This is a genomic window from Phycisphaerae bacterium, assembly GCA_035384605.1.
Lineage (GTDB): Bacteria > Planctomycetota > Phycisphaerae > UBA1845 > PWPN01 > JAUCQB01.
Map to the genome: position 1 here is coordinate 45237 of DAOOIV010000003.1, position 22891 is coordinate 68127.

18 protein-coding genes are annotated in these 22891 nt (G+C 61.4%); 15 read left to right on the forward strand and 3 right to left on the reverse strand.

Annotation, left to right across the window (positions count from 1 at the left end):
* Positions 1-231 precede the first annotated feature (231 nt).
* From PLL20_01425 to PLL20_01435, 3 genes are all read left to right on the forward strand, one after another.
* Positions 232-2352, forward strand: coding sequence for a hypothetical protein (locus PLL20_01425; protein ID HPD28625.1), 2121 nt, complete (start codon positions 232-234; stop codon positions 2350-2352).
* 177 nt (positions 2353-2529) lie between these two features.
* A complete protein-coding gene (locus tag PLL20_01430) occupies positions 2530-3594 on the forward strand; it encodes an RluA family pseudouridine synthase (GenBank protein ID HPD28626.1) in 1065 nt (354 codons plus the stop codon).
* A 219-nt stretch (positions 3595-3813) separates the two neighbouring features.
* Positions 3814-4695 (forward strand): sugar phosphate isomerase/epimerase family protein, encoded by an 882-nt coding sequence (locus PLL20_01435; GenBank protein HPD28627.1) that lies wholly within the window; start codon positions 3814-3816, stop codon positions 4693-4695.
* 203 nt (positions 4696-4898) lie between these two features.
* Here PLL20_01435 and cysK read toward each other — a convergent pair whose 3' ends face one another.
* Positions 4899-5786, reverse strand: a complete 888-nt coding sequence (gene cysK, locus PLL20_01440) for a cysteine synthase A (protein HPD28628.1) — start codon at positions 5784-5786, stop codon at positions 4899-4901.
* A gap of 457 nt (positions 5787-6243) precedes the next feature.
* Between cysK and PLL20_01445 the strand changes: the two genes are divergently transcribed.
* On the forward strand, positions 6244-7809 hold the full coding sequence (locus PLL20_01445) for a sulfatase-like hydrolase/transferase (protein ID HPD28629.1): 1566 nt from the start codon (positions 6244-6246) through the stop codon (positions 7807-7809).
* A 66-nt stretch (positions 7810-7875) separates the two neighbouring features.
* Here the strand turns inward: PLL20_01445 and nagB are convergent, their stop codons facing one another.
* Positions 7876-9762, reverse strand: a complete 1887-nt coding sequence (gene nagB, locus PLL20_01450; GenBank protein ID HPD28630.1) for a glucosamine-6-phosphate deaminase — start codon at positions 9760-9762, stop codon at positions 7876-7878.
* Between the two features lie 241 nt (positions 9763-10003).
* Here nagB and PLL20_01455 point away from each other — a divergent pair, with 241 nt between their 5' ends.
* Complete coding sequence (locus tag PLL20_01455; protein ID HPD28631.1) at positions 10004-11269, forward strand: aminotransferase class III-fold pyridoxal phosphate-dependent enzyme; 1266 nt, start codon at positions 10004-10006, stop codon at positions 11267-11269.
* 97 nt (positions 11270-11366) lie between these two features.
* Here PLL20_01455 and rpsU read toward each other — a convergent pair whose 3' ends face one another.
* Entirely contained in the window at positions 11367-11555 is a 189-nt protein-coding gene (rpsU, locus tag PLL20_01460; protein ID HPD28632.1) for a 30S ribosomal protein S21, read from the reverse strand.
* Positions 11556-12081: 526 nt separating this feature from the next.
* Between rpsU and PLL20_01465 the strand changes: the two genes are divergently transcribed.
* The 10 genes from PLL20_01465 (at position 12082) to PLL20_01510 (ending at position 22372) form a co-directional block, all read left to right on the forward strand.
* Positions 12082-13560, forward strand: a complete 1479-nt coding sequence (locus PLL20_01465) for a glycerophosphodiester phosphodiesterase family protein (protein HPD28633.1) — start codon at positions 12082-12084, stop codon at positions 13558-13560.
* A 197-nt stretch (positions 13561-13757) separates the two neighbouring features.
* Positions 13758-14024 carry a hypothetical protein gene (locus tag PLL20_01470; protein ID HPD28634.1) on the forward strand — a complete coding sequence of 89 codons (267 nt, stop codon included), beginning with the start codon at positions 13758-13760 and terminating at the stop codon, positions 14022-14024.
* Between the two features lie 489 nt (positions 14025-14513).
* A complete protein-coding gene (locus PLL20_01475) occupies positions 14514-14888 on the forward strand; it encodes a hypothetical protein (protein ID HPD28635.1) in 375 nt (124 codons plus the stop codon).
* Between the two features lie 159 nt (positions 14889-15047).
* Positions 15048-15800 (forward strand): hypothetical protein, encoded by a 753-nt coding sequence (locus PLL20_01480; GenBank protein ID HPD28636.1) that lies wholly within the window; start codon positions 15048-15050, stop codon positions 15798-15800.
* A gap of 201 nt (positions 15801-16001) precedes the next feature.
* Positions 16002-16292 (forward strand): hypothetical protein, encoded by a 291-nt coding sequence (locus tag PLL20_01485; protein HPD28637.1) that lies wholly within the window; start codon positions 16002-16004, stop codon positions 16290-16292.
* Between the two features lie 499 nt (positions 16293-16791).
* Positions 16792-18048, forward strand: coding sequence for a hypothetical protein (locus PLL20_01490; protein HPD28638.1), 1257 nt, complete (start codon positions 16792-16794; stop codon positions 18046-18048).
* A gap of 154 nt (positions 18049-18202) precedes the next feature.
* Positions 18203-18766 (forward strand): manganese efflux pump MntP family protein, encoded by a 564-nt coding sequence (locus PLL20_01495; GenBank protein ID HPD28639.1) that lies wholly within the window; start codon positions 18203-18205, stop codon positions 18764-18766.
* 85 nt (positions 18767-18851) lie between these two features.
* Positions 18852-19934 (forward strand): aminopeptidase, encoded by a 1083-nt coding sequence (locus PLL20_01500; GenBank protein HPD28640.1) that lies wholly within the window; start codon positions 18852-18854, stop codon positions 19932-19934.
* A 254-nt stretch (positions 19935-20188) separates the two neighbouring features.
* On the forward strand, positions 20189-21037 hold the full coding sequence (locus PLL20_01505; GenBank protein ID HPD28641.1) for a pseudouridine synthase: 849 nt from the start codon (positions 20189-20191) through the stop codon (positions 21035-21037).
* Between the two features lie 69 nt (positions 21038-21106).
* Positions 21107-22372, forward strand: a complete 1266-nt coding sequence (locus PLL20_01510) for a DUF362 domain-containing protein (protein HPD28642.1) — start codon at positions 21107-21109, stop codon at positions 22370-22372.
* Positions 22373-22891 lie beyond the last annotated feature (519 nt).

Sequence of the window (22891 nt, forward strand, 5' to 3'; positions counted from 1 at the left end):
CCCCTCTACTGGCGGGCCGTTCTCTTGCAGTCTTTTCTCCTTCAACCGCAAACGCATTGACCGGATGATCAACCAAGACCATCCGGGAAATCACGTATCAGAACAGGTTCAACCGGGGCAGGACTGCTGTATACTGGGGGGTTACGGTCCTGCGCCATGCCCCGTCACGAATCCCAGGGGCACGTCGGCTGGCGGGGCTAAACGCGCATCTTCGATATGGAGATCACCTTCATGTACGCAAGACCGTCCCAAATCATTGTTCTGCTTGGCCTGCTTGTACCCCTTTGTCTGGCCGCCCTGTGCGCTGCCCCTGGCAGTGGCTTCACTTCGGGCGACATGCTCGCTGACACCTCCGACGCCCAAGACGCAAGTCAGGCACTCACAGAGGCGATCAAAGGAGGTGCTTCGACTCAGGAAGCGGTCGATTCCCTGGTGCATACGCTCAGAGCCAACCCGAGTATCGTGGTCGCCGTGGCCGACGAGGACGGCCGGACCGCCTGGGCCCTCTTTGAATCCGGTCTTGAATGCGTCTACGAGGTGATCGACGAGGAAGAAACCGAGCTCACGCTGCCTGCGGTCCAGGCGACTGCGGCGTCAAGCCTCGCGTGCGCGGTCGCGCCGGTCCGACCTCACGGCCTCGCCACCTCGGCAAGAGACTCGCCCTTCTCCATCGCTCAAGCAGGCTGGACGTCGTACAAGCTGCCGGCCAACAACAGGGCCGTCCTCGCCAATTCACTCTATGTCACGCGGCCCCTACAGGACGTCAGGACGCCAATGAAAACCATGCTCGAAGCGTGCGGCTACGACGTACAAGTCGTCGACGCCGACTTGACATTCTTCGAGAACATGAGCCAATACAGCGTGATCTTCATTGAGGCCCACGGCGGCCGGCGGAGCTCCGCTGAGACGACTTGGGACTCGGCCGCCAATACCTTCTACAACCTCGTCCTGAAGCAGAACCTACCCGCATGCGGCCTGATCGGGGCCGAAGCCGTGCTCCAGACCACCACCGAGGTGACTCAGGATCTCATCACGCAATACAAGGAAGACTTGGAGTGCGGCCGGCTCAAGATCCGCTTCCCCACCGTCAAACGAAAGGGACTGCCTCCCGTGACCTATCGCTTCTTCGGTGTCACCCCCAACTTCGTGCGCCGCCATAATACGGGCAAGTTCCCGGATTACGCCCTCTTGTGTCTCAGCGCGTGCCGCTCCTTCACGCCGGACGGCAGCCCGTGGGCCGATCTGATGAGCGAGAAGTCTTACGGCTCGGTCACCGTCGGCTGGGACCAGCGTGTCCACTATGGCATTTCGGCGCGAGCCATGCTCAATCTGTTTCAGCTCATGACGGGTAGCAACGAGCAGTTCGCGATTGTCCAGACCGACGACTCGGGCGGCATCAAGACCATCTATCCTTTGCTCGACAAGTACGACCCGCCGGTGCCTCCCCAGACGGTCGGCAACGCCCTGGACGCCCTGGAGAGGAGAGGCTTCAACCTCGACCCAATTACGACCGCCCGACTGACCGCCGGCGGGGATACACTCTACGGCTTCAACCAGCTCATGCTTGCGCCGGCCATTGAAACCTTCGAAACGCGCGGCGACGGTAAGGTCAAAATGGCCGCCCGCTGCGCGGACAACGCCGAGCTCGAGTTCTCCGGTGGCTCGGTCAATATCGGGACCGCTAACAACGGTGAATGGGAGTTCGCGCTGCCTGGCTTACGCTATGGCCCCATGTCCCTGGTGATGGAAGGGCGAAGGTGCCCGCCGCGAGATCTCCTTCGATGGAACCCGCTGGTCATCAAGATACACCCGGCTTCCACCACCAACGCTTTCGGCACGTGCAACTTCGAGGTCACCTACCGGCTCAGCGCCCGGGCCATCGCCGCCGGAAACCGCGAGGGGTGGTCCGTCTGGGACCCGCCCGACTCCGCGTTCAGCGCCAACTGGGATCCGGACGGTTCGGTGGTAACCTGGTCAATCAGCGGCAATGCCAGCGACCCGGACCCCATGTTCGGCACGTCGCAGTGCACGTGGTCGGGCGGCAACACACGGGCCTTCAACGAGATCTCCATCTCACCAGGCGACACCGGTGGGCTGGATTCGATGGACGGAAAGACCGCCTGGTTGACCGTCGAGCCGCCATTCGACCTTGAGTACACGGCTTCCTGTTCCGGTGCGTTCGCGCCTGATTATGCGTGCGGCATCTATGGCTCGATCTGGATTCAAGTCGATTTGGGGGCCGATTGGACCATCCTGCCCGGCTCGACCACCGACCTCTTGGGAATGAATGTGATCGAGTGGCAGGCCTGCACCCCGACCCCGGACTTCGACAGTGCTCGCCTGCCGCGCTGATTCCCTTCCACATGGGTGAAAACCGGCGGCACCACATCGTAGGGCAACATCGAGGTCGCCGCAGCGACCGAGACCTGCCGTATGGTCTTTATCAATATCAACCAGAGCCTGTTATGATGGTGCGAGGGGAGAATAGTACCCCAACACACACGATGGTTCGACACGAGGTGACCGCCTTTGGCCGAGTTGCACGATGACAACGACGACGACGTGATTCTCAATCCCGAACTGGCCGACCGACCGCTGGATGTGGACAGCGAGGAGGCTCAAGCGGTCACCATCTACATCCGGCGGCGGCTCCCCGGACGAAGGCTGGACAAATATCTCCACGGCCGGTTCCAGCGGATGTCGCGAACGACCATCCAGCGTCTGATCAAACAGGGCGTCATCACCGTCAACCGCAAACCGACCAAGGCCAGCTATGAACCCGAGGCCGGCGACCGGATCGATCTGGTCATCCCCCCGCCCGAGCCCTATGAAATCATCCCCGAGCCGATACCACTGGACATCATCTACGAAGACGAGGTCATGCTGGCGATCAACAAGCCCAAGGGAATCATCGTTCACCCCTCCTGTGGTACGCAGACCGGCACCATCGCCAACGGACTGGCCTACTATGCCAGGCAACTCAGCCACGGCGACGACCCCTTCCGTCCCGGCATCGTTCATCGACTGGACAAGAACACCACCGGCATCATGCTCGTGGCCAAGACCGACGAAGCTCATTGGCGGCTGGCCATTCAGTTTGAGCGACGCCTCGTCCGCAAAACCTATCTCGGCGTGGTCGAGGGCAACCCCGAACTGGACAGCGACGTCATCAATGCTCCCCTCGCCGCCCACAACGTCATCAAGGACCGGTATATCATCCCACCCTCCCATCACCGTTGGCGATCCAGGCTGCTCAAGGAGGCCGTCACCGAGTACGAAATCGTCGAACGGTTCAGGGGCTATGCGCTGGCCCATCTGCATCCGAGGACCGGCCGCACGCACCAGTTGCGCGTCCACATGTCCTACATCGGCCACCCGATGGCTGGCGACACCTTCTACGGCGGGCACCACGTGTCCGAACTCAGCCTCACCGGCCAGGGCAGCGACGAGCCCATCACCAGCCAGCAGGCACTGCACGCCTACCGCATTCGCTTCAAGCACCCGATCTCCGAGGCTCAGATGGAGCTGGAAGCGCCGCCGCCACCCGAGTTGGCCAAGCTGATCCAAATCCTGCGAGAACATCGTCGCTTGTAGCACCCGGTTGCGACACCAAACCGCCTTGTGTGCCAGGGATACACGGACCGCCGGCAGGCCCGATAATCTGGAATGCCGGGCCCCCTTCATGTATCCTCACGGTCGTGAATCTCCGGCGCTGCCGGCAGGAACAGCCTTGCGCGGATGGAAGCGGCGCCGTTATATTCCAGCTTGACCGGGTGAGACGAGTGTTCAACCTTCGATGTGGAGGACAAGTCGATGACCAAGAATCTGATGGCGGCAACATTGCTGGCCGCGGCGGCGGCAGTGACCGGCTGCTCGGAGATCAGAATGGGTGAACCAGAATGTGACAAAAGAATGCCCCACTGGCGGCTGGCGATGATGAGCTACACCTTCCGACAGTTCACCGTCTTCGAGGCCGTCGACAAGACCAAGGCGCTGGGTCTCGAGTATCTCGAGGAGTTTTCGTGGCACAAGATCGGCGGGCCGTGCGGCGATGCAAAGTTCGACGAAACCGCTCCTCCCGAGGCTCGCCAAGCTCTCAAGAACAAGCTCAACGAGACGGGCGTCAAGGTCGTGGGCTGCTACGTCCAGGTGATCGGCAAGGATGAGGCCGCAACCCGACGGACCTTCGAATTCTGCAAGGACCTGGGCATTGAGTACATCGTCTGCGAGCCGGACCCCGGGGACTTGGCTCTGGTTGACAAGCTGGCTGGCCAGTACAAGGTTTACGTCGCCATTCACAACCATTGGAGGGACGTCAACAAGCCCGAATACCGGAACTGGAACCCCGACGAGGTGCTCAAGATGGTCCAGAACCGCAGCAAGTGGATCGGGCTCTGCGCCGACACCGGCCATTGGGCCCGCTCGGGACTCGACACCGTCGAGGCCGTCCGCAAATGCAGGGGGCGAATCGTCTCCTTGCACCTCAAGGATATCGAGAAACCCGATCCCAAGGCCCACGACGTGGTCTGGGGGACCGGCGTCGCCAATCTCAGCGGCGTCCTGGCCGAACTGGCCCACCAGAAGTTCCGCGGCGTCTTCTCCATCGAGTACGAGACCAACCCGGCCGACAACATCGCCGAAGTCGCCCAGTGCATCAAGTTCTTCAATCAGGTGTCAAACGAACTGGCGAGGTAACCAAACAGGCGCGTTGACGGCTGGGAAGGGGGAGATGGTCCGAAAAACGCGGCAAGGATAGACCAGACAGGAGCCAACGGAGACGACAAAGGGCCGGCCGACTCCGTTTGCTGAGGGTCTCTCCGTCTCCATTCCGGGAGCCGGACAACAAGGGCAAACCATCTGAAGCTGATCGCCGAAAGCTGACAGCTAATAGCTTCTTCTCACAGTAGCGCCGTGCTGAAATAGCGCTCCGCACGGTCTGGCAGTACTGTGGCAATGTTGCCTGTGACCCGTTTGGCCAGTTGTCGAGCCGCCCAGACATTGGCACCGGATGAGATGCCCACCAATAAACCGAAATCACGACCGAGCTGCCGAGTCGTCTCGATCGCGTCCTCGTCGGTAACCTCGATCACCTCATCGATCAGCTTCACGTCCAGAATGGCCGGGATGAAGCCGTCACCGATGCCCTGGATCTGATGCAGGCCCGGCTCGTGACCGAGCAAGGCAGAAGCATTCTTCGGCTCAACCGCCACCAGCCGCACGTCCGGCTTGTGCTCGCGAAGGAACTTGCCCACCCCTTGTAGCGTCCCGCCGCTGCCGACACCGGCCACAAAACACGCGATATCGCCGTTCATCTGCCGCCAAAGCTCCCGGGCCGTCTCGGTGTAGTGGATTCGCGGATTCTCAGGGTTCTCGAACTGCTGCGGAACGAACACCCGCGCATCCTCCGCCGCCATCTCGGCGACGCGGCGCACGGCCCCGCCAATACTCTCCTTGTCCGGCGTCAGGATCAGTTCCGCCCCCAGAGCCTTGATGAGCTTCTTCCGCTCCTCGCTCATGCCTTCCGGCATGACGATCCGGACCTTGTAGCCCTTGAGCCGCCCCACCAGGGCCACGCCGATTCCGGTGTTGCCGGAGGTCGGCTCGACAATGATCGAATCCCGTTTGAGCTGGCCGTCCCGCTCGGCTCCTTCCAGCATGGCCAGGGCCACCCGATCCTTGATTGAACCGCCGGGGTTCAGAAACTCCGCTTTGGCGTAGATATTCTCTCCCTTCAGACGCAGCAGGGGGGTGTTGCCGATCAGATTCAGGATGTTGTCGGTCAGCATGGCGTGTTTTTCTCCTTGCCAGGGCTAAGCATATCCGACTCCGCCCGACCGAGCACGAGGGAGGCGCGGTGCGACTGGGGCGAGAGCCGGATGACCCGCCGGCGGGCGTGGTCGTGCAATCTGAAACCGATAAATGGCCAAGGTATCGGGCAGAATACCGACCCGGAGGCCTGAGCCGGGCCGCGGGTTCCTGGGAATTACTATAAGCCATTTGTGCTTAATGAGTTGCTGCGACCGATACCGCCGGACCGTATCGTCAGTGTCAATGTAGATCATGATCTGTGAATAGCTAACCTTGGATTCTCAAGTGTTGCGCTGGGTGATAACCGCGCATTTTTAAGTGCTGCGCATGGAAACAATCTTGTGTTTTTGAAGGCCGGGCATGGAAGTAACCTAGTAATCTTGAGTGCGGTGCAGGGTAGTATTCGACGCTTTCATGCAACCGGGAGGGTACGTCATGGCGAATCAGGGACATCGGCAAACGAGATGGACAGGGCTGACGGTGGCGCTCGCGGTTGCGGCGTTAGCCGTTGTGGTGTCGCCGACATTCGGTCAAACGGACGCGCGGCGGGTCCGGCAGCCGAACATACTGGTGATCATGTCCGACGAGCACAACGCCTCGGTGATGGGCTGCGCCGGCAACAGGATCGCCCATACGCCGAATCTCGACCGGTTGGCCGAACGAGGCGTTTTGTTCGACGCCGCCTACACGACGTCGCCGCTATGTGCGCCGGCTCGCCTGTCATTCACCCTCGGCAAGTACATCAGTCATATCGACGTCTGGAGCAACAGCGCCAGACTTCCGCCTGATGACACGCCCTCGCTTCCGCACATTCTCAATGCGGCCGGCTATGAGTCTTTCTTGTGCGGCAAGATGCACTACGACTCCGAGCACCGCTACGGTTTTGCCGAGCTTGGCAAGGCCGACACCAATCGGGGAACCAAGAGCGGCGCTCTGGGGCGTCGAAGGCCGGATGATCTCGCACCGTCCGGAACGATCTCCGGACGCTTCGATCAGTTCCGTCCGGGTGACAGCTCGGGGCCCCTTAACCATGACCGCGAGGTCACGGCCGGAGTCACCCGCTTCCTCGCCGGCCGGAAAAAAACCGACAAGCCCTTTTTCCTGCTCGTCGGCTATCTGGCTCCGCATTTCCCGCTGATTGTGCCCGCCCGCTATTGGCAACCTTACAGAGACAAGGTACCCATGCCCGAGATTCCGCCCGGCTACCTCGACACGCTGCCTCGCAACTACCGTCACCTCCGCGTCGGCTTCGAGCTGATCGGCCTGCCGGAGGATACCGTCCGTCGCGGACGCGAGCTGTACTACGGCCTCACCCAATGGCTGGATGGGGAAATCGGCAAGGTGCTGACGGCTCTGGAGGCAAGCGGACTGGCCGAGGACACAGTGATCATCTACACCACCGATCACGGGGAGAACCTGGGGGAACACGGCCTGTGGTGGAAGAACTGCATGTTCGATTCAGCGGCCCGCGTACCGCTGATCATCTCATGGCCGAAGCGCTGGCCCGGAGGCCAGAAACGCGACAAGGCCTGCTCACTGGTCGACCTCGTGCAGACCATCGCCGAGATCGGCGGCGCCAAGGCCCCGACTGACTGGGACGGCGACTCGATGTGCTCATGGATGGACGACCCTCAGACCGAGTGGAAGGACCTGGCGGTCAGCGAGTACTACGCTCACAACATCGCCTCAGGATACGCGATGCTGCGGACCGGAGGATACAAGTACGTCTATCATACGCCCGCCGACGAAAAACATCCGGCCGAGCGGGAATTGTACGACCTCAAGGCCGATCCCGGCGAACTGCGCAATCTCGCGCCTGATCCGGCGATGCAAACCCGGATTCGAGAAATGCATACCCGGCTTGTGAAGGAATTGGGCGAGGACCCCGACAGAACCGAACTCCGCGCACGGGCAAGCCACGACACAAGGGTAAGCACCCATAGTCGCGGGCGCCCCAACCGCGAGAACAAGCAGCCGCCGGAAACCGCCCTGAACAGGTGAGGCGCGAGCCTGAGCGCCCCCGCCTTTCTCTTTCCAAAGCTGATCGTTGAGAGCGGACCGCTTTTCTCAGAATTCATCGTACCGGACGAAGGCTTCCATCGCATAGTACTCCGGCAGGCCGAGCTTGTTGAAAATCGCCGCCGTCTCGGTGTTCCGCGCCTCGGCCCGCTGCCAGAACTCGCGATCGTCATACGGGCCGGGAAAAAGGGCCTTGTCCTTCTGCGACTGGTGCTTGAAGATCGCGAAAATCTTGTGCATCAACTCCGTTCGCGAAAACGGTATCACCACGTCGATCACGTCCGGCTCCCACTCCTGCCATGCCCCGCGATACAGCCAGACCTGCACCGGCTTCTCCTCCGGGCTCAGCCGCCTCAGGGCCGCGAAAATGGCCTCCGCACACAACCGGTGCGTTCCGTGCGGATCCGACAGCTCGCCGGCCACAAACACCCAGTCAGGGCGTATGGCACGCATCAACCCGGCAACAATCTCGATATCCTGCTCGCTGATGGGACGCTTCCGCACTTCACCGGTCTGGTAGAACGGCAGGTCGAGAAAATGGGCGTTCTGCGTCGGTATGCCCATCGACCGGCACGCCGCAAGAGCCTCAGACTCGCGAATCAGCCTCTTGATTTCCTGTACCTCGAAGCTGTCCACTTCGCCCGGCTCTTTGTCCGCCAGAAATCTGTGCACCTTGTCATAGAACATCGCGGTCGACTCGGTGTCGAGCTTGAAGGTGTGATTCAGGTCCGACCAGAAGTCCAGCAATTGCAGTGCGTGATCGTCGGCCACGGCTATGCTGCCGTTGGTCATGTAAGCCACATGAACCTCGTTCTCCCTTTGCACGAGCCGGGTCAACGTGCCGCCCATGCTGATCACGTCGTCATCCGGGTGCGGGCTGAAACAGAGCATCCTCCGCTTCGTCGCCATCAGATTCTTGGTGACGATCGTTGCCGAGAGCCGTCGATGAGTCCGATGGTTGAGCCGGTCGGCCGAACCGACCGCCCGCACAAGCGAGGAAAGATGATTCCCGCTGTAGTCCTCCGGATCCAGCTTCAGAATGCTCTTGCCGGTCTTCAGGCTGAGCCAGATCACCGCGCGAAGCTGATTCTCCGGCGTCCATTCGATTTCCCCGAGCAACCACGGCGATTCAACCCGCGTCAGATCGCCGGCAGCCCCCCGGTCGATAAAGATCTCGGCGTTCGGATGGTTCTGTAGGAACGTGGCCGGAACGGCGTGCGTGACCGGCCCTTCGACGGTCCGGCGGATGATCGGGGCCTTTTGCTCGCCGAAGGCCAGCATCAGAATCCGCCGGGCTTTCAGGATCGTCCCCACGCCCATGGTAATCGCTCGGTGCGGTACGTTCGCCTCGCCGAAAAAGTCCGCCGCGGCATCCCGGCGGGTCACGGCGTCAAGATCGATAAGCCGCGTCCGCGAGTCGATCAGCGAGCCGGGCTCGTTGAAGCCGATATGACCGGTGCGGCCAATGCCCAGAATCTGAATATCGATTCCGCCTGCCTGTTCGATCATCTCCTCGTATCGCTCACAATAGGCCGACACCTCCGACTCGGGAATTGAGCCGTCAGGGATGTGGATGTTTTCCGGTTTGACGTTGATGTGGTCGAACAGGTTTTCCTGCATCCAGCGCCGGTAACTCTGAATGCTGTCCGGCCTCATAGGGTAATACTCATCGAGGTTAAAGGTCACGACTCGCGAGAAATCAAGGCTTTCCTGCTGGTGCAGTCGAATCAGCTCCCGGTAGACGTTGATCGGCGTGTTGCCGGTCGCCAGCCCGAGAACCGTCTTGCGGCTGTTCGCATTGTTCTGGCGAATCAGGTCGGCAATGATTCTCGTGACCTCTCGCGCGGCCTCGGCGTCATCAGCACAAATGTGGACGCGGATTCTCTCCAATACAGTGAATTCCGGAGCGGTCGGTATGGGTTCTTTGCGCAGCACGCTAGCTCTCCAGGGCAGGTCTGCTTTCCGCCGGTCGGGCCAGGGCCTCGGCCGCTGAACCGCGTCCGGCGGGTGTGGAACGAAACACTATATCGTCCTCGAACCGGCGGGCAAGGCCGCGGACAACAACCCCGCGCCGCCCCGCCAACTCTCCATCGCGATGGCCAACGGGCACGGCACTGGTTACGATCACGACAATTCAGCAGTCAGTCAGGTGGTAGTTTCATCAGGGGTGGCCGAAATGTCCGATTCGAACTTGATCGAGACTCGCAACAAAGAATCCCGACGTCTTTGGGAGCGATCCTGCCAATGCATCGTCGGGGGCGGGCAGGCCCACAAGAGGCCCGTGGACATCATGAAACTCGGCGGGCCCTCGTTCGCCGCCAGAGGCAAGGGGGCCCGGTTCTGGGACGTCGATGGCAACGAGTACCTCGACTACCTGCTGGGCTACGGCCCGATTGTCCTCGGACACTGCGACCCCGAAGTTAACCAAGCAGTGCGGCGGCAGATGGAGGAGGGCACGGTCTTCAGCATCGAACATCCGCTCGAGATCGAACTGGCCGAGATGCTTATCCAGACCATCCCCTGCGCCGAGATGGTCATGTTCTTCGTGGGCGGGTCCGCGGCCACCATGGGCGCCATCCGCTGCGCGAGGGCTCACACCGGTCGTGAACGGATCATTCGATGCGGTTATCACGGCTGGCTCGACTGGTGCGTGCCGGACAATCCCGGCGTTCCCAGGTTTAACCGGGAGCTGAGCGTCGCCGTTCCGTACAACGATCTTCCGGCCCTGCGCAATATGCTCGAAACCGCGCCGGGCCAGGTCGCCGCCGTGCTGGTCGAATCGGTACAGGACAACGGCCCCTCGCCCGATTACTTCCCCGGTGTGCGGCAGCTCTGCGATGAGCACGGCGCCGTCTTCATCCTCGACGAAATCAAGACCGGCTTCCGCTTCGGCCTGGAGGGCGCAGGCCCGCGGTTCGGCGCCGAGCCCGATCTCGCAACCTTCGGAAAAGCCATGTGCAACGGCTATCCGGCCGCCGTGGTCGTTGGAAAGCGGAGCATCCTCGAAAAGCGAACCGACACCCACATGGCCGCAACCTTTCACGGCGACTTGTTGTCCGTCGTGGCTGCGCTGACAACCATCCGCGTTCTGAAAGAACGGGACGGCATTGACCACTTCTGGCGGCTCGGCCGGCGGCTCATGAACGGGCTCAACCGTCTCGCTCGCGAACAAGAGCTGCCGATCAAGTTCGTCGGATTCGCCCCCATGCCCGTGCTCAAGCCCGCCGACGAAACCGATCCGACCCCCTGCCCAAAGGAGCTTCGCGACGAAGTCCTCAAGCAGTTTTGTGCGGCGATCCAGCGCCGAGGCGTGTTCGCAACACCGCATCCGTGGTTCCTGTCGCTGGCTCATACCGAGGAGGACATTGACAAGACCATCGACGTGGCGGCCGAGGCCGCATGTGAACTGAAACACTTTCTCGCGCGCGGTGCGGCAGGATGAAAGAGCCGTAAAAACGAACCACCCCGAGCTCTGCCACCCGGGGCACTTCGCCTGTTGGCCCGTTTGCCGTGCAGTCCTGAAGCCGCTCTCGATGCTCTCACCGACCCATAGGTCGCTCGACTCGCTTCACCGACTTGCGGATCCGCCGCCGCCGGCGCTCGCTGGGCTTCTCATAGTAGGCCGTCCGTTTGATTTCCTTGGTGAGGCCTTCCTTCTCGCACATCTTCTTGAACCGGCGGAGCATCTGCTCCAGGGATTCGTTGCCACGGGCCTTCACCTTAATCATACGGAAACTGATCCTTTCCTTCTCGGCTGAACTTCCTCAAACGTTCGCAACCCTCTTCTCGTACGCCACCTACCCCGATCCTGCAAGTATAGTCGGCACGGCCACCCTTGTAAATGCCCCGCAGGCCAGTTCGATGTCGATTGGGGTAGCTCTTGCGGAACCCCAAGCGCAAGCACGGGATGCCACTGGCGGATCGCCTCTGCCGGTCCTTCTTGCCCGACCAAGTGCCACCTACAGCTCCCTTGCTGCGGCGCAGACTTCGCGAAAGCCAACGCTGCCACCGCCGTCTCAGCAAAGGGAACGGTGCCGTCAGGCAACCACAGGCGAATACCCGGAGAGACTTAACCCTTTTAAGGACAGATACTTAGTCAATATCCCATCCCCCTTTGCCCGGTATCGGTTGTCCTGCCTGACGGATCCAAGACCCTCGAACTCGCGGTCTTGTCGCGAAACGATATGATGATGACCGACGGCCACCCAGCAACGCGGTCGGGGGCCGGATCCTGCTACTCAATCGGAGAAAACCATGAATCGGACCAATTGCGCCGGTCGGTTGATCATCATTGCCGCCGTGGGTTGCTTGCTCGGCACCTCGGCGCTGAAAGCTCAAGACACGTCACAGCCCTTCCCCATCCGCGCCGATGAAGCCCGGATTGCCGAGGTGCTCAAGGATCTCGACACCAAGCGCGCAGGGATGATGAACGTCCCCATCGAAGACGCCCGCCTGCTTCGATTCATGGCCTTGGCCGCCAACGCCAAACATGTCGTCGAGATCGGCACCTCGAACGGCTATTCGGGCCTCTGGATCTGTCTGGCGCTGCAAAGCACCGGCGGCAAGCTCACCACTTTCGAAATCGACGCCGGTCGGGCGGCCTTGGCCCGCGAGAACTTCAAGCGGGCCGGCGTCGAGTCCATCGTCACGCTGGTCGAAGGCGATGCCCATAAGGAGATCTCACGGCTCAAGGGACCGATCGACATGGTCTTCATCGACGCCGAAAAACCCGGCTACTTTGATTACCTCAACAAGCTCTTGCCGCTGGTCCGGCCCAACGGGCTGATCCTGGCTCACAACACCACGAATCTTGGTTCACAAATGAAGGAATACATCGAGGCGGTCACGAAGAACCCGGATCTCGAGACCCTGTTCCTCAAGGTCAGTGATCAGGGAATGGCCGTTACAGTGAAGAAACCGGCCCCGCCGAAGCCTGCCGAGAAACCGCAGGCCGCCCCGGATGACAAAGCTGAGGGCAAACCGGTTCTCGGCTATATCAACCAGATCCCGCCCGAGTCCGACGAGCAGCGGGCCCTCAGACACAACAAGATCGCCGCGCGCCGCCAAGGCACGCCGGTGATGGTCCATCGAGGTGACCGCACAGCGGCCCCCGAGAATACCCTGGAGGCCTACGCCGCCGCGATGGATCGCGGGGCCGACGGCGTCGAAATCGACATCCGCCGAAGCAAAGACGGCGTGCTCTATTTGCATCACGACGATACCGCCGGCCGCATGATCCCGGGCGAGGGCAAGCTCAAAGATATGACCTACTACGAAATCCTCAGCCGCGGCATGACCAAAACCTTCGGCACCGCCGACAAGAATACCCGCGTGCCCACGCTGGCGGCCTTCATCGTGCTGGCCCGACAACGCTGCATGCTCCTGCACTTGGACGTCAAGGAAGCGGGTTTGCAGGATGACATCATTCATATGTTCGAGGAGGCGGACATCTGGGATCACGTCGTCGAAGTCAACGCCGGCAACGCCGAGCGCATCCGCGCCCACCCCAAGGTCAAGCTGCTGCCCTACAAGGGTTGGTGGCCCGAGGGAGAGCACGCGGAGGACCCCGCGGCCGCCAAAGACGTGATGGGCAAAGCCGGAGTCATGGTCTTCACAAAAGAACCCGGCGCAGCCGTCAAAATGCTCAACAAGCCCGTCCCGTCTGCCCCCGTGCCGCTGCCCAGGAACCTGCGCGTCATGTGGACCCCCGAGGGTCCGATACCGCAACTGTGAGGGTCTTGGGCTCTTGTGGCGGCGCCTGCCGCTGCGGACCAATGGACGTTCCAGACCGGCAGTCTCCACACCCTATCGGACCATCTCCGCGAGACCCGTTTTTTCTTGACCCTGCCCTGCACGCAATCATAAAATTGAAGTAGCGTCGTTGGTGCGACAGCAATCACTGCCCAACGGCCGGGAAGGGAGAGAGCCCCATGACCGACGAAGTATTTGCCGTGCGGATCGAGGAAGCCCGCCGCAAAATCGAGACCCTTCCCGAAGACCAGCGCGAGCCATTGCTCAGGCTCCTCCATGAGACTTTGCAGCGGCAGTCGGATCTCAAGATGAACTTCTCCAAGCTGCGGTACCTTCTGGACGACTGGCGGGTCAAGATGAAGTACATGGCCTTCGATCTCGAGGCCACCAAACGCGAACTGGCCGAACTCCGCCGCAGACAAGACAACTCGGGACCGCAAGCGTAATACCCGACCGGCCCGACCGCCGGCCGCCGGAAAGACGGAACCCTCCAGTTGCACAGAACCGACCAGGGACATCGGTATGCAGACCAGGGAGCGGCCTTCCTCCCGAGTCTCTTGGCACGCACCGAAACACCACCGCCGGCGTGTTTCGTCGTTCGCAACGACACCCCATTCTCGGTATTCCGTATTTGCCGTCCTTCCCCCAACGCCGCCGTCTGCGACGCTGGGATAAGCCGTGACCTGGCCGATGGTTAGAACCTTACGGCCGGATATGTGTGCAGCTTGCGCGCATGTTTCCGGATCGCAGAACGCTTGGGCCGCGGCCCGCAAAAAGGCGATCCGCCTTAGGATCACCCAACAGCAACCGGTCACCCCCGGCTCGTACTTGGGCGGCGCCGGCCCAGCTTGTCGGTATAATCCCTACGGAGCGAGGAAACCGCCCCGCTCAGCGCATGGCGCTCGGGGCGACTCGGCCGATGTTGGAGTCCGTCAATGAAACGTCGATTACCGTTGGTTCTCGTGGTCGCCTTGTTTCCCGCCGCCTGTTGTGCCCCCTGCGGAGAACGCGAAATCCAGCAAGGCTTGGCCCGTCGATGCAGCAACCTGCGCAAGACCACCGGATGGCTGATCGAGGCCGAACAGCGTCGGCCGGCTCAACTGGAGCACACCTGCCGCATCATCCAGGAACAATGCCGGCACGACGCGCGGAAGACCTGTGTCGACAACCCGGCCACCGCCGGTCAATGGACCGAGGAAGAATTTGCCCGCTGGCAGAAGCGGGCCCCCATCTACCTCCAGCGAACCATCGAGGAACTCTGCGGCGATCCGGAAAACATCTGTCGCACCCTGCCCATGATCGTGAACTGACCTCCCACGGACCATTACCGGTTCGGTAATGAGCCGTGCGCGACGCGCGACGCTTCCCCCGGAACCCTCTCTTTCTTCCCGTCTTGGCTGGTACTGCCTTGGTGACGCGGCAAAAACTTGGCATCAGGCTGTTGCTGGTGTAGCATGGAGGTTGATAGCTTGGTGTTGGGATTGTTACGGATCGCCCCTCGGAAAGTTGAGGACACCGTGGCCCACCAGACCTTCCTGCCGACGCGGCCTATTGGCACCCGGTTCGGCCGGTGGATCGGGGCCGCACTGTTGCTGCACTTCGCGTACGTGGTCGGGCTTATCAATTTGGTCAGACAGTCACCAGGAGAGGTCTTGTGGCTTTGCCACATCAGCCTCCTTCTCGCAGGCCTCGGGCTGGTCACACAGTCCGTCCGCCTGGTGGCAATAGCCTGTACCGCCGTTGCCCTGCCGCATACGTTCTGGCTCATAGACAGCCTCTCCGGGCTGCTGCTCGGTTGGTTTCCACTGGGAGCTACGGCCTACATTCTGACCACCGACACTTGGACTCGAATCGCGACCGCCCATCATTTCTACCTCGCTCCGCTGTTGTTGGTGATCGTCTGGCGGCACGGTTCGTTCTCCCGGCTGGCGCTGCCGGCGGCTTCGCTTCTCTTCCTGCTGCTCAGCGTTACCTGCCGGGTAGCCGTATCGCCGGCGCTCAACGTGAATTACGCCTTCTTTGCGGTCCCGGCAGCCGACCATCCGTTCGTCACTTGGGTCAACAGCCTCGATGCGATTCCTTATCTGTTGTTGATCAACGCAATCGTGACAGGTGTGATGTTCGCGCCCGTTGCGCTGCTGATGACCTGCCACGCTCAGAAGACAACACATGCGCAGAACAACCGGTCCGTCGCGCTCCCGGCTCTTCAAGCCCCCCAATGATTCAGGTTCAGGTCGGTCCCCAAAGCCGCAGCCGAGACAGACCGGGTCAACAGGCCGCACCCACCCGGCCGGCCCCTTGCCCCCTTTGCACAACGAATGAGACGCCGCAATTGCACACCTTTCGGCTTGCGGATGTATAATGATCACCGGTCGGCGCCTTGAGACGACCGGCAAATGCGGCAAGAGACCGGGGAGCAAATCATGATCCAATGCAGCGAGTGCGAATTCTTCGTCCGGGGCCCGGCAGGCCAAGTCGGCTTCAAATGCGACCCGTTCAGCACCATCAAAGAACCCGAATGCCTCGTCAAATGGCAGTTGATCAAGCTCGACATGATGGTCCAGTCATATCAGGCAACGGTCGCCATGTATCGTCGACTGGCTCCGCTTCAGGAAAAAATGTTCCGGCATATGGAACGAGAGATCAACGAGATCGACGAGGCTGATCGATGGAAGATAGACCAGGACGAGGACGAAGAGAACGAGAACGCCTGAAGGCGGTCAGCCGCGAGGAGTGCCGCCGCTTCTGTCTCGGGCCCGTGCAGGTTGCTCAGTTTTCGTCACAGGTTGCATCGGACAATACCAGACCCAAACGTGGCGTCTGACCGCCCGATGAACCGCCAACCCGGCTCTCCACCGCATCTTGGCCGAAATCGCCCATATCAGCACTGGCGATCGACGCCTTGATAAGCGCGGGCATTCAATCTGTCGCCTCCGGCGGCCGGTCCGTATAACTGAGCCTCGGCGTGCGGACTCAACGCCTCCAGGCGGCAAGCCGTCACGCAGGAACACGGCGTCGCTTGACAGCCCGGACAAAGCCACCGTCATTATGATGGGCTCTCAGGGCTTTTCCGATACAGCATTTACGGATCGCCAGGCAATCACTCCACCGGCCCTGCGACACGCCCCGCCAGGATGCCGGCTTCAACCGGGCAGGTATGCGAGAGACGTAGACGTCATGGCCCGACGCGCTCATGCCAACCGATCTGAACCAGTGACGCCTCATGGCGCCCGCCTGTGGCTCGCGGTATTGAACATCGCGGCACTGCTGATCGCTTTCCCGACGCCCACACCAGCCCAGTCGCGACCCACCCGCGCCGTCGCCGATCGCGACCGCGCCGTGGATGATTCGTTTGAACATCTGTTTGAAGAGGTCGGGAAACTCCGCCTGAATACCGGACAGGAACTCCGCTGCGTCTTGGGCCGCTCAGCAGATGACGAGCTGGCCGTCCGGTCGGCGCTACGTCAGAAGTGCCAATCCTGGCATCCGTACCGCCACGCCCGCGGATTGCTCGAAGTCGATGCCTGGTTGCCGGTTTCGGCTCTCGACCGCACACTGGAAGACCTCATCCAAAACCGATTGAGAAACGCGAACGGCCCGCCCGACATGACCATCACCTGGGCCAAGTCGAATCCGCCCGCCGTCCTCGCCACCGGCCGATATCTGCCTTCGAGCAGCCTCGTGAACGAACAGCTCGGTTGGCGGCACTGCAGTCCCTGGCAAACGGCGCTAGCCCAAAAAGCCGCGGCCGCCGATGCACGCGCGGCCATGCTCGTTCGCATGGGGTACTGCAAACTGCCGGACGGCCGTGAGCTGGGATTCATCCTGCATCGCGAGAAGAAGCTCAAAGTCGCCGTAAACAGCCTGCTCAAAGAAGCGCCCGCTGGAGAGGCGGTATTTGACCCAACAGGTGTGTGCCGCGTCACGATGAAGCTCACGCAACCCGAACTGCTCAGGCTGTTGCAGGACGCCGGCCGTGCCGTCGATGGTTTCGAACGAAGCGAGCTTTTCAAGTCCGTCGATTTCCCTGCTACCGACAATCTGGAGGCGGAAGGGTATGCCGTCACCCCGCCTGTACCGAGCGCGTACAAGCCGCCGCTGAAGAAAGGAACCGAACCGCCGCGGCCCGACTGGGCCGACCGCTTCCTGGTGGTCCAAGGGGCCGGCAGGGCACCCTCGGACGCGACCAATGACACAGGCGCCACCGACTGGGCTGAGCGAGCAGCCCGCATCGAAGCCCATCGCCAACTCTGGATGCAGATCGAAGATCTGCCCCTCGATGACGGCGAAACCGTCGGCCTGCGAATGCAGAAAAACCCGGGGCTCGTGTTTGCCATGTCGGGTCTCGATCGATTCATTGCCGGTGCGAACCGACCGCTTCGCACCGATGATGGAGCGGTTACTGTCAACGTCGGTATCCATCTTCAAACCGTCTGGCGGATTGTGTCGACCATCGAACGAGCCCGGTGACGCACCGCCGACCTCTCGCAAACCGCCGGTTCTCGGCAGCCAGTGACCGAAACGACTTGCCTTCCGACGCACTTCGCCTGAGACTGTCCTGCGAATCGGAAGGATGCGGCGGCATCCGGCGACTTCGAAACAGGAACTCGCGGGAGATCATCTGTTGGAATGGTTGTCCATATGGGGAATGGCCGTCGGCTTGGCGATGGACGCATTTGCCGTTTCCATCGCGGTCGGCTTGACCGTCGGCAAGGTCACGCCCCGGCACGTTTTTCGCATCGCTTGGCACTTCGGCCTCTTCCAATTCATGATGCCGGTCATCGGCTGGTGGGCCGGCTCCAGAGTCGCGGGCTATGTCGCCGATTGGGATCACTGGTTGGCCTGCGGACTGCTGTGCTTCATCGGCGGCAGAATGCTGTTCGGGGCATTCGAGAGGCAAGACCAGCGCACGCAGTCGGACCCGACGCGAGGTTGGCTCCTGGTCACCCTCTCCGTGGCAACCAGCATCGACGCTTTGGCCGTCGGCCTGAGCACCGCGTTCCTCAACGTCACCATCTGGCTGCCCTCGGTGATCATCGGGCTGGTCGCCTGCGCCTTCAGCGCCATCGGTATCACTTTTGCCAACAAGATCTTAGGAAGATACGGAAAAGCCGCCGAAGTCCTGGGCGGGCTCATGTTGATCCTGATCGGAGTCAGGATTTTCTTCCAGCATTCGGTGCGGTTGTGACGGTGGAGCCGGCTGCCGGCGATCTCCGCCACGTGGTGACCCGCTATAATCAGCGCGTCCCGCTGCCACTGAGGGAGTTGCCTGAATGGCCCGGTATGTGATTGCCCGCCGACTGTCGGTCGGCTTGATGAGTGCAACCCTTGCATTGACCGCCGGTTGTGGAGGATGGCCCCTCGGCTACATCCCCTCGGTAGTCATTGGTGAGTTGGCTTTCCTCGGTCGGCGGGTTCCTGTCGAGTGGGCCCTGAACGATCCGACGCTCTCAGAGGAACAGAAAGACAAGCTCGCCTTCCTCCTGCGAGCAAGGGACTACTGCCGCGACGTGGTCGGACTCGAGGTGGGCAACAACTTCCAGACCTTCGTCAACCTCCATGGCCAAGCGCTTGCCTGGAACCTGACCGCTTCGAGAAAAGACGCGATTACACCCTACTACTGGTACGTCCCCTTCGCCGGCCCTCTTCCCTACCTCGGCTTCTTTAATCTGGACAAAGCATTTTCTGAAAAAGACCGGCTGGTCGCCGCCGGATATGACACCTTCATGTATGAAGTGGACGCCTTTGCGATCCCTTTTCTGCCCGATCCGATGACCTCTCGGCTGCTCGAACGAAGCTACGGCACCTTGGCGGACACCGTAGCCCACGAATTGACGCATAACACGGTCATGAGTATGAAGGACATCACCTTCAGCGAATCATTGGCCGTTTTTGTCGGTCGGACCGTGGCCGTCGAGTTCCTGGCGGTTGAGTTTGGACAGGATTCGCCTCTGATCAGGGAAACCCTCGAGGCGTACGAGGACGACGACGTCTTCAGGTTGTTTCTGCGCGACCTGACCGAGGAGCTGAACGACCTTTACGGTAGCGACCTATCGTCTGAGCAGAAAATCGCGGCGCGAGTGGGCGTTTTCGAAGCCTGGCGCCGCCGCTTCGCGGAAGAAGCCCTTCCGCTGATGCATTTCCCCGAAGACTACCACGCCTACACCGAAAACCTGTTGAACAACGCTTTCCTGGTCGTCGACCGGCGATACTACAGCAACCAGCGGCTCTTCGAACAGGCGTTTGAGCTGGTTGGCCGCGATTGGTCACGGGCCCTTGACCTCTTCTCCGCCGCCGCCAACAGCGACAACCCGATGCAATACCTCGAAGACGTCGTGAACGGCGATAACCCATGAGTTCCTTGCCCGCTCTGCCGCGCATGCCCTTTGCCGCTTCGCAACCTCAGGCACGGGCAGAAACAGACGGCAGCTCGACTGTTGCCCTGGCCGGCGGTGGGACACTACGATATTGTTGAAAACGGATGTCATCGATCGCGCGGGCAAGATGCGCGAAGGTACATGCGCGACCGTCAGCGAATGCGACGTCGGCCAATCCCGATGGGCTGACAATCCGCTCGCCGCGAAGAAAGCGGACCGCGAGGGAAGGATACATGCCGAAGGAAAGACTCCAGAAAGTGCTCGCGGCGGCGGGCCTGGCCTCGCGTAGAGAATGTGAACAGATCATCCTCGACGGCCGGGTGTCGGTTAACGCTCGCAAGGTTCATTCGTTACCTGTGCTCGTCGATCCCGACGTCGACAAGATCGCCGTTGACGGTCGGCCGCTGCGGGCCCAGCGCAAGGTCTATTTCCTCCTGCACAAACCCAAAGGTGTGCATTGCACGAACTACGACCCTGACGGACGGCCCCGGGCCGTCGATCTTCTCGGCGGCGTCCGCGAACGCGTTTTTCCGGTCGGAAGGCTGGATGCCGACACCACCGGCCTGTTATTGATGACCAACGACGGCGAACTGGCCCAGCGATTGACCCACCCTCGTCATGGCATACCCAAGACCTATCGTGCCCATGTCAACGGGCTGATCACCCGGGAACAGCTCGATGAGCTGCGAAAGGGTGTCTGGCTGGCGGAAGGCAAGACCCGCGTCTCGGAGGCAACCGTCATCCATGCCGCCCGAGACCAGAGCGTCGTCGAAATCACGCTGCGTGAGGGCCGAAACCGCGAGGTCCGCCGCGTTCTGGCCAAGATCGGCCACGCGGTCCGCAAACTCATCCGCATCCGGATCGGGCCGCTGTCGCTTCGCGGGCTGGGGCCCGGAGAATTCCGGCCTCTGACTTCTTCGGAAGTCAATCTTCTGAAGAACTACAAGCCCCATCCGGAACGTCGGGCGAAAACAACGCCGGCGGATACCGGCAACCATCAAATGACGCCGCGCAAGCACCACGGCCGGACGGGTCACCGAGGGCTGCAGCGGAAGATACCTCGGCGACGATCGAGAGACTGATGTCTTTTCATGCAGGCACGAGGACTGAGGGAATCTGTCAACCACGAGGAGATCCGAGGAATTCAAAACGTGAACGAGCAGATCAGCAGGCGCAAGCTATTGAAACACGGCGCGGCCGCAATCGCATCAGCGGCGCTTGTCTCAGGTTGCATGCAGCCGGTGGGCGTAACCCTGACCAACAATCATCCGGCAGACGCACCAAGTGATCCTGATTCGCCCGACAAGGTGGTTCTCGGTCTGTTTCCGCGAGACGGCCAGTCGAGCCCGCAAATGGCGGTCCGCAACGCCTGCCGCCAATTGGACTGGTCATGGCTGAGGCGCGGCGATTCCGTCTTCGTCAAGCTGTCATCGAACTCGGCGCATCCGCACCCGGCCGCCACCTCGCCGAACGCCGTGCGCGCGATCGTGACCGAACTGCTGGACCGCGGGGCCGGACGCGTGCTCGTCGGCGACCAGGGCGGGGTCGAATACGTTCGGCTGGTCGATGGAGACAAGCGGCACGGCTCCACCGAGACCCTGATGCGAAAGAACGGCCTCCATGAAGCCATCGTCGATTCGGGTGCCAGGCCGTGCTTCTTCGATGACTACGGCTACGAAACGGGATACTTCCAGGCCTCGCTGCCGTTCGACAACCCACACTGGCGGGAGCCACCATACGTGGCCAGGATCATCCGCGAGGTCGACCACATCATCTACCTGCCGCGACTTGCGTCGCACGTCCTGGCCGGCTACACGCACGGTCACAAAATAGCGGTGGGCTGGCTTCGCGATGACAGCCGGTTCCAGATGCACTTCGAGGCCGGCAGCTTTCACGAGAAGTACGTCGAGGTCAACTACATCCCGGATATCCGCCAACGCCTGCGATTGGTCATCACCCTGGCCGAGCAGGTCCTTCTCAACGTCGGTCCCGATGTCGGCACGCTCGCCACACCCGATTCCTGGATCGTCATCGCCTCGTCGCACTTGGCCAACCACGACGCCGTGTCGGTCGCGGTATTGGCCTATGTCGACGGCAAGACGGCGAACGGAGTACATTTCATTCCTCCGGCCTACGGGACGTTGTCGAACACCGCCAACTGGACGTTCCTCTCGCAGATCGTGCCCGCCCAAACAGGCATCCCCTGGGGCAAGCCGCGGATGCTGACCTACCAGAAGCTCCGAACTCACCGCTACCAGACCGGCATTGCCTCCGATCTGGCCCTGACAAGGGCATATCAAATCCTCGGCGGCGTACCGAGAACCATCGCGGTCCACACCACTGGTCGGGCCCCGGATGCAGAGTTCCGATCATTCCTGAGGGCGTATTTGTCTGGAGTCGCCGGCCGTTCCGGATGAGCGTTGGGAAACGGCGGCCGGGGCCTTTTGTACGATGATCTGCAGAGTCCCCGTGGAAACGGATCTGCGCGCCCGGGTCGGCGGTGCTCAGCTCCCCGACCGACCGCCCGCGCCTCACATACAACCACTCTCTCGAACGGAGGCGGAAACGTCCGCATCAAAACCTTCCGTCGCAACTGGCGTACATTTTGCGTGCGTGTTTTGGTTATGGGCAAAGGCCGCTTGGGAACCTTGCAGCCCGATGTCTGTGCGGCTTGCGCGCATGTTTCTGGATCGCAGAGCGCTTGGGTTGCGGCCCGCAAAAAGGCGGTCCGCCTCAGGTGGCGGGAATCTCGTCGCGGCAACCGGCGTCCACGGTCAGCCGGACGACCGGGTTCCCTTTCTGGGTGATCGGAAAGGCTGCGGAACAGTTGGATGTCGCCTTCGCCACCGACCAAGGCGGCCTTTGGCCGAAACCGGAGCATTCACCCAGAACGTACACCTGTCACGACGACGGAAACCGAAGAGGTTAAGTCGCCT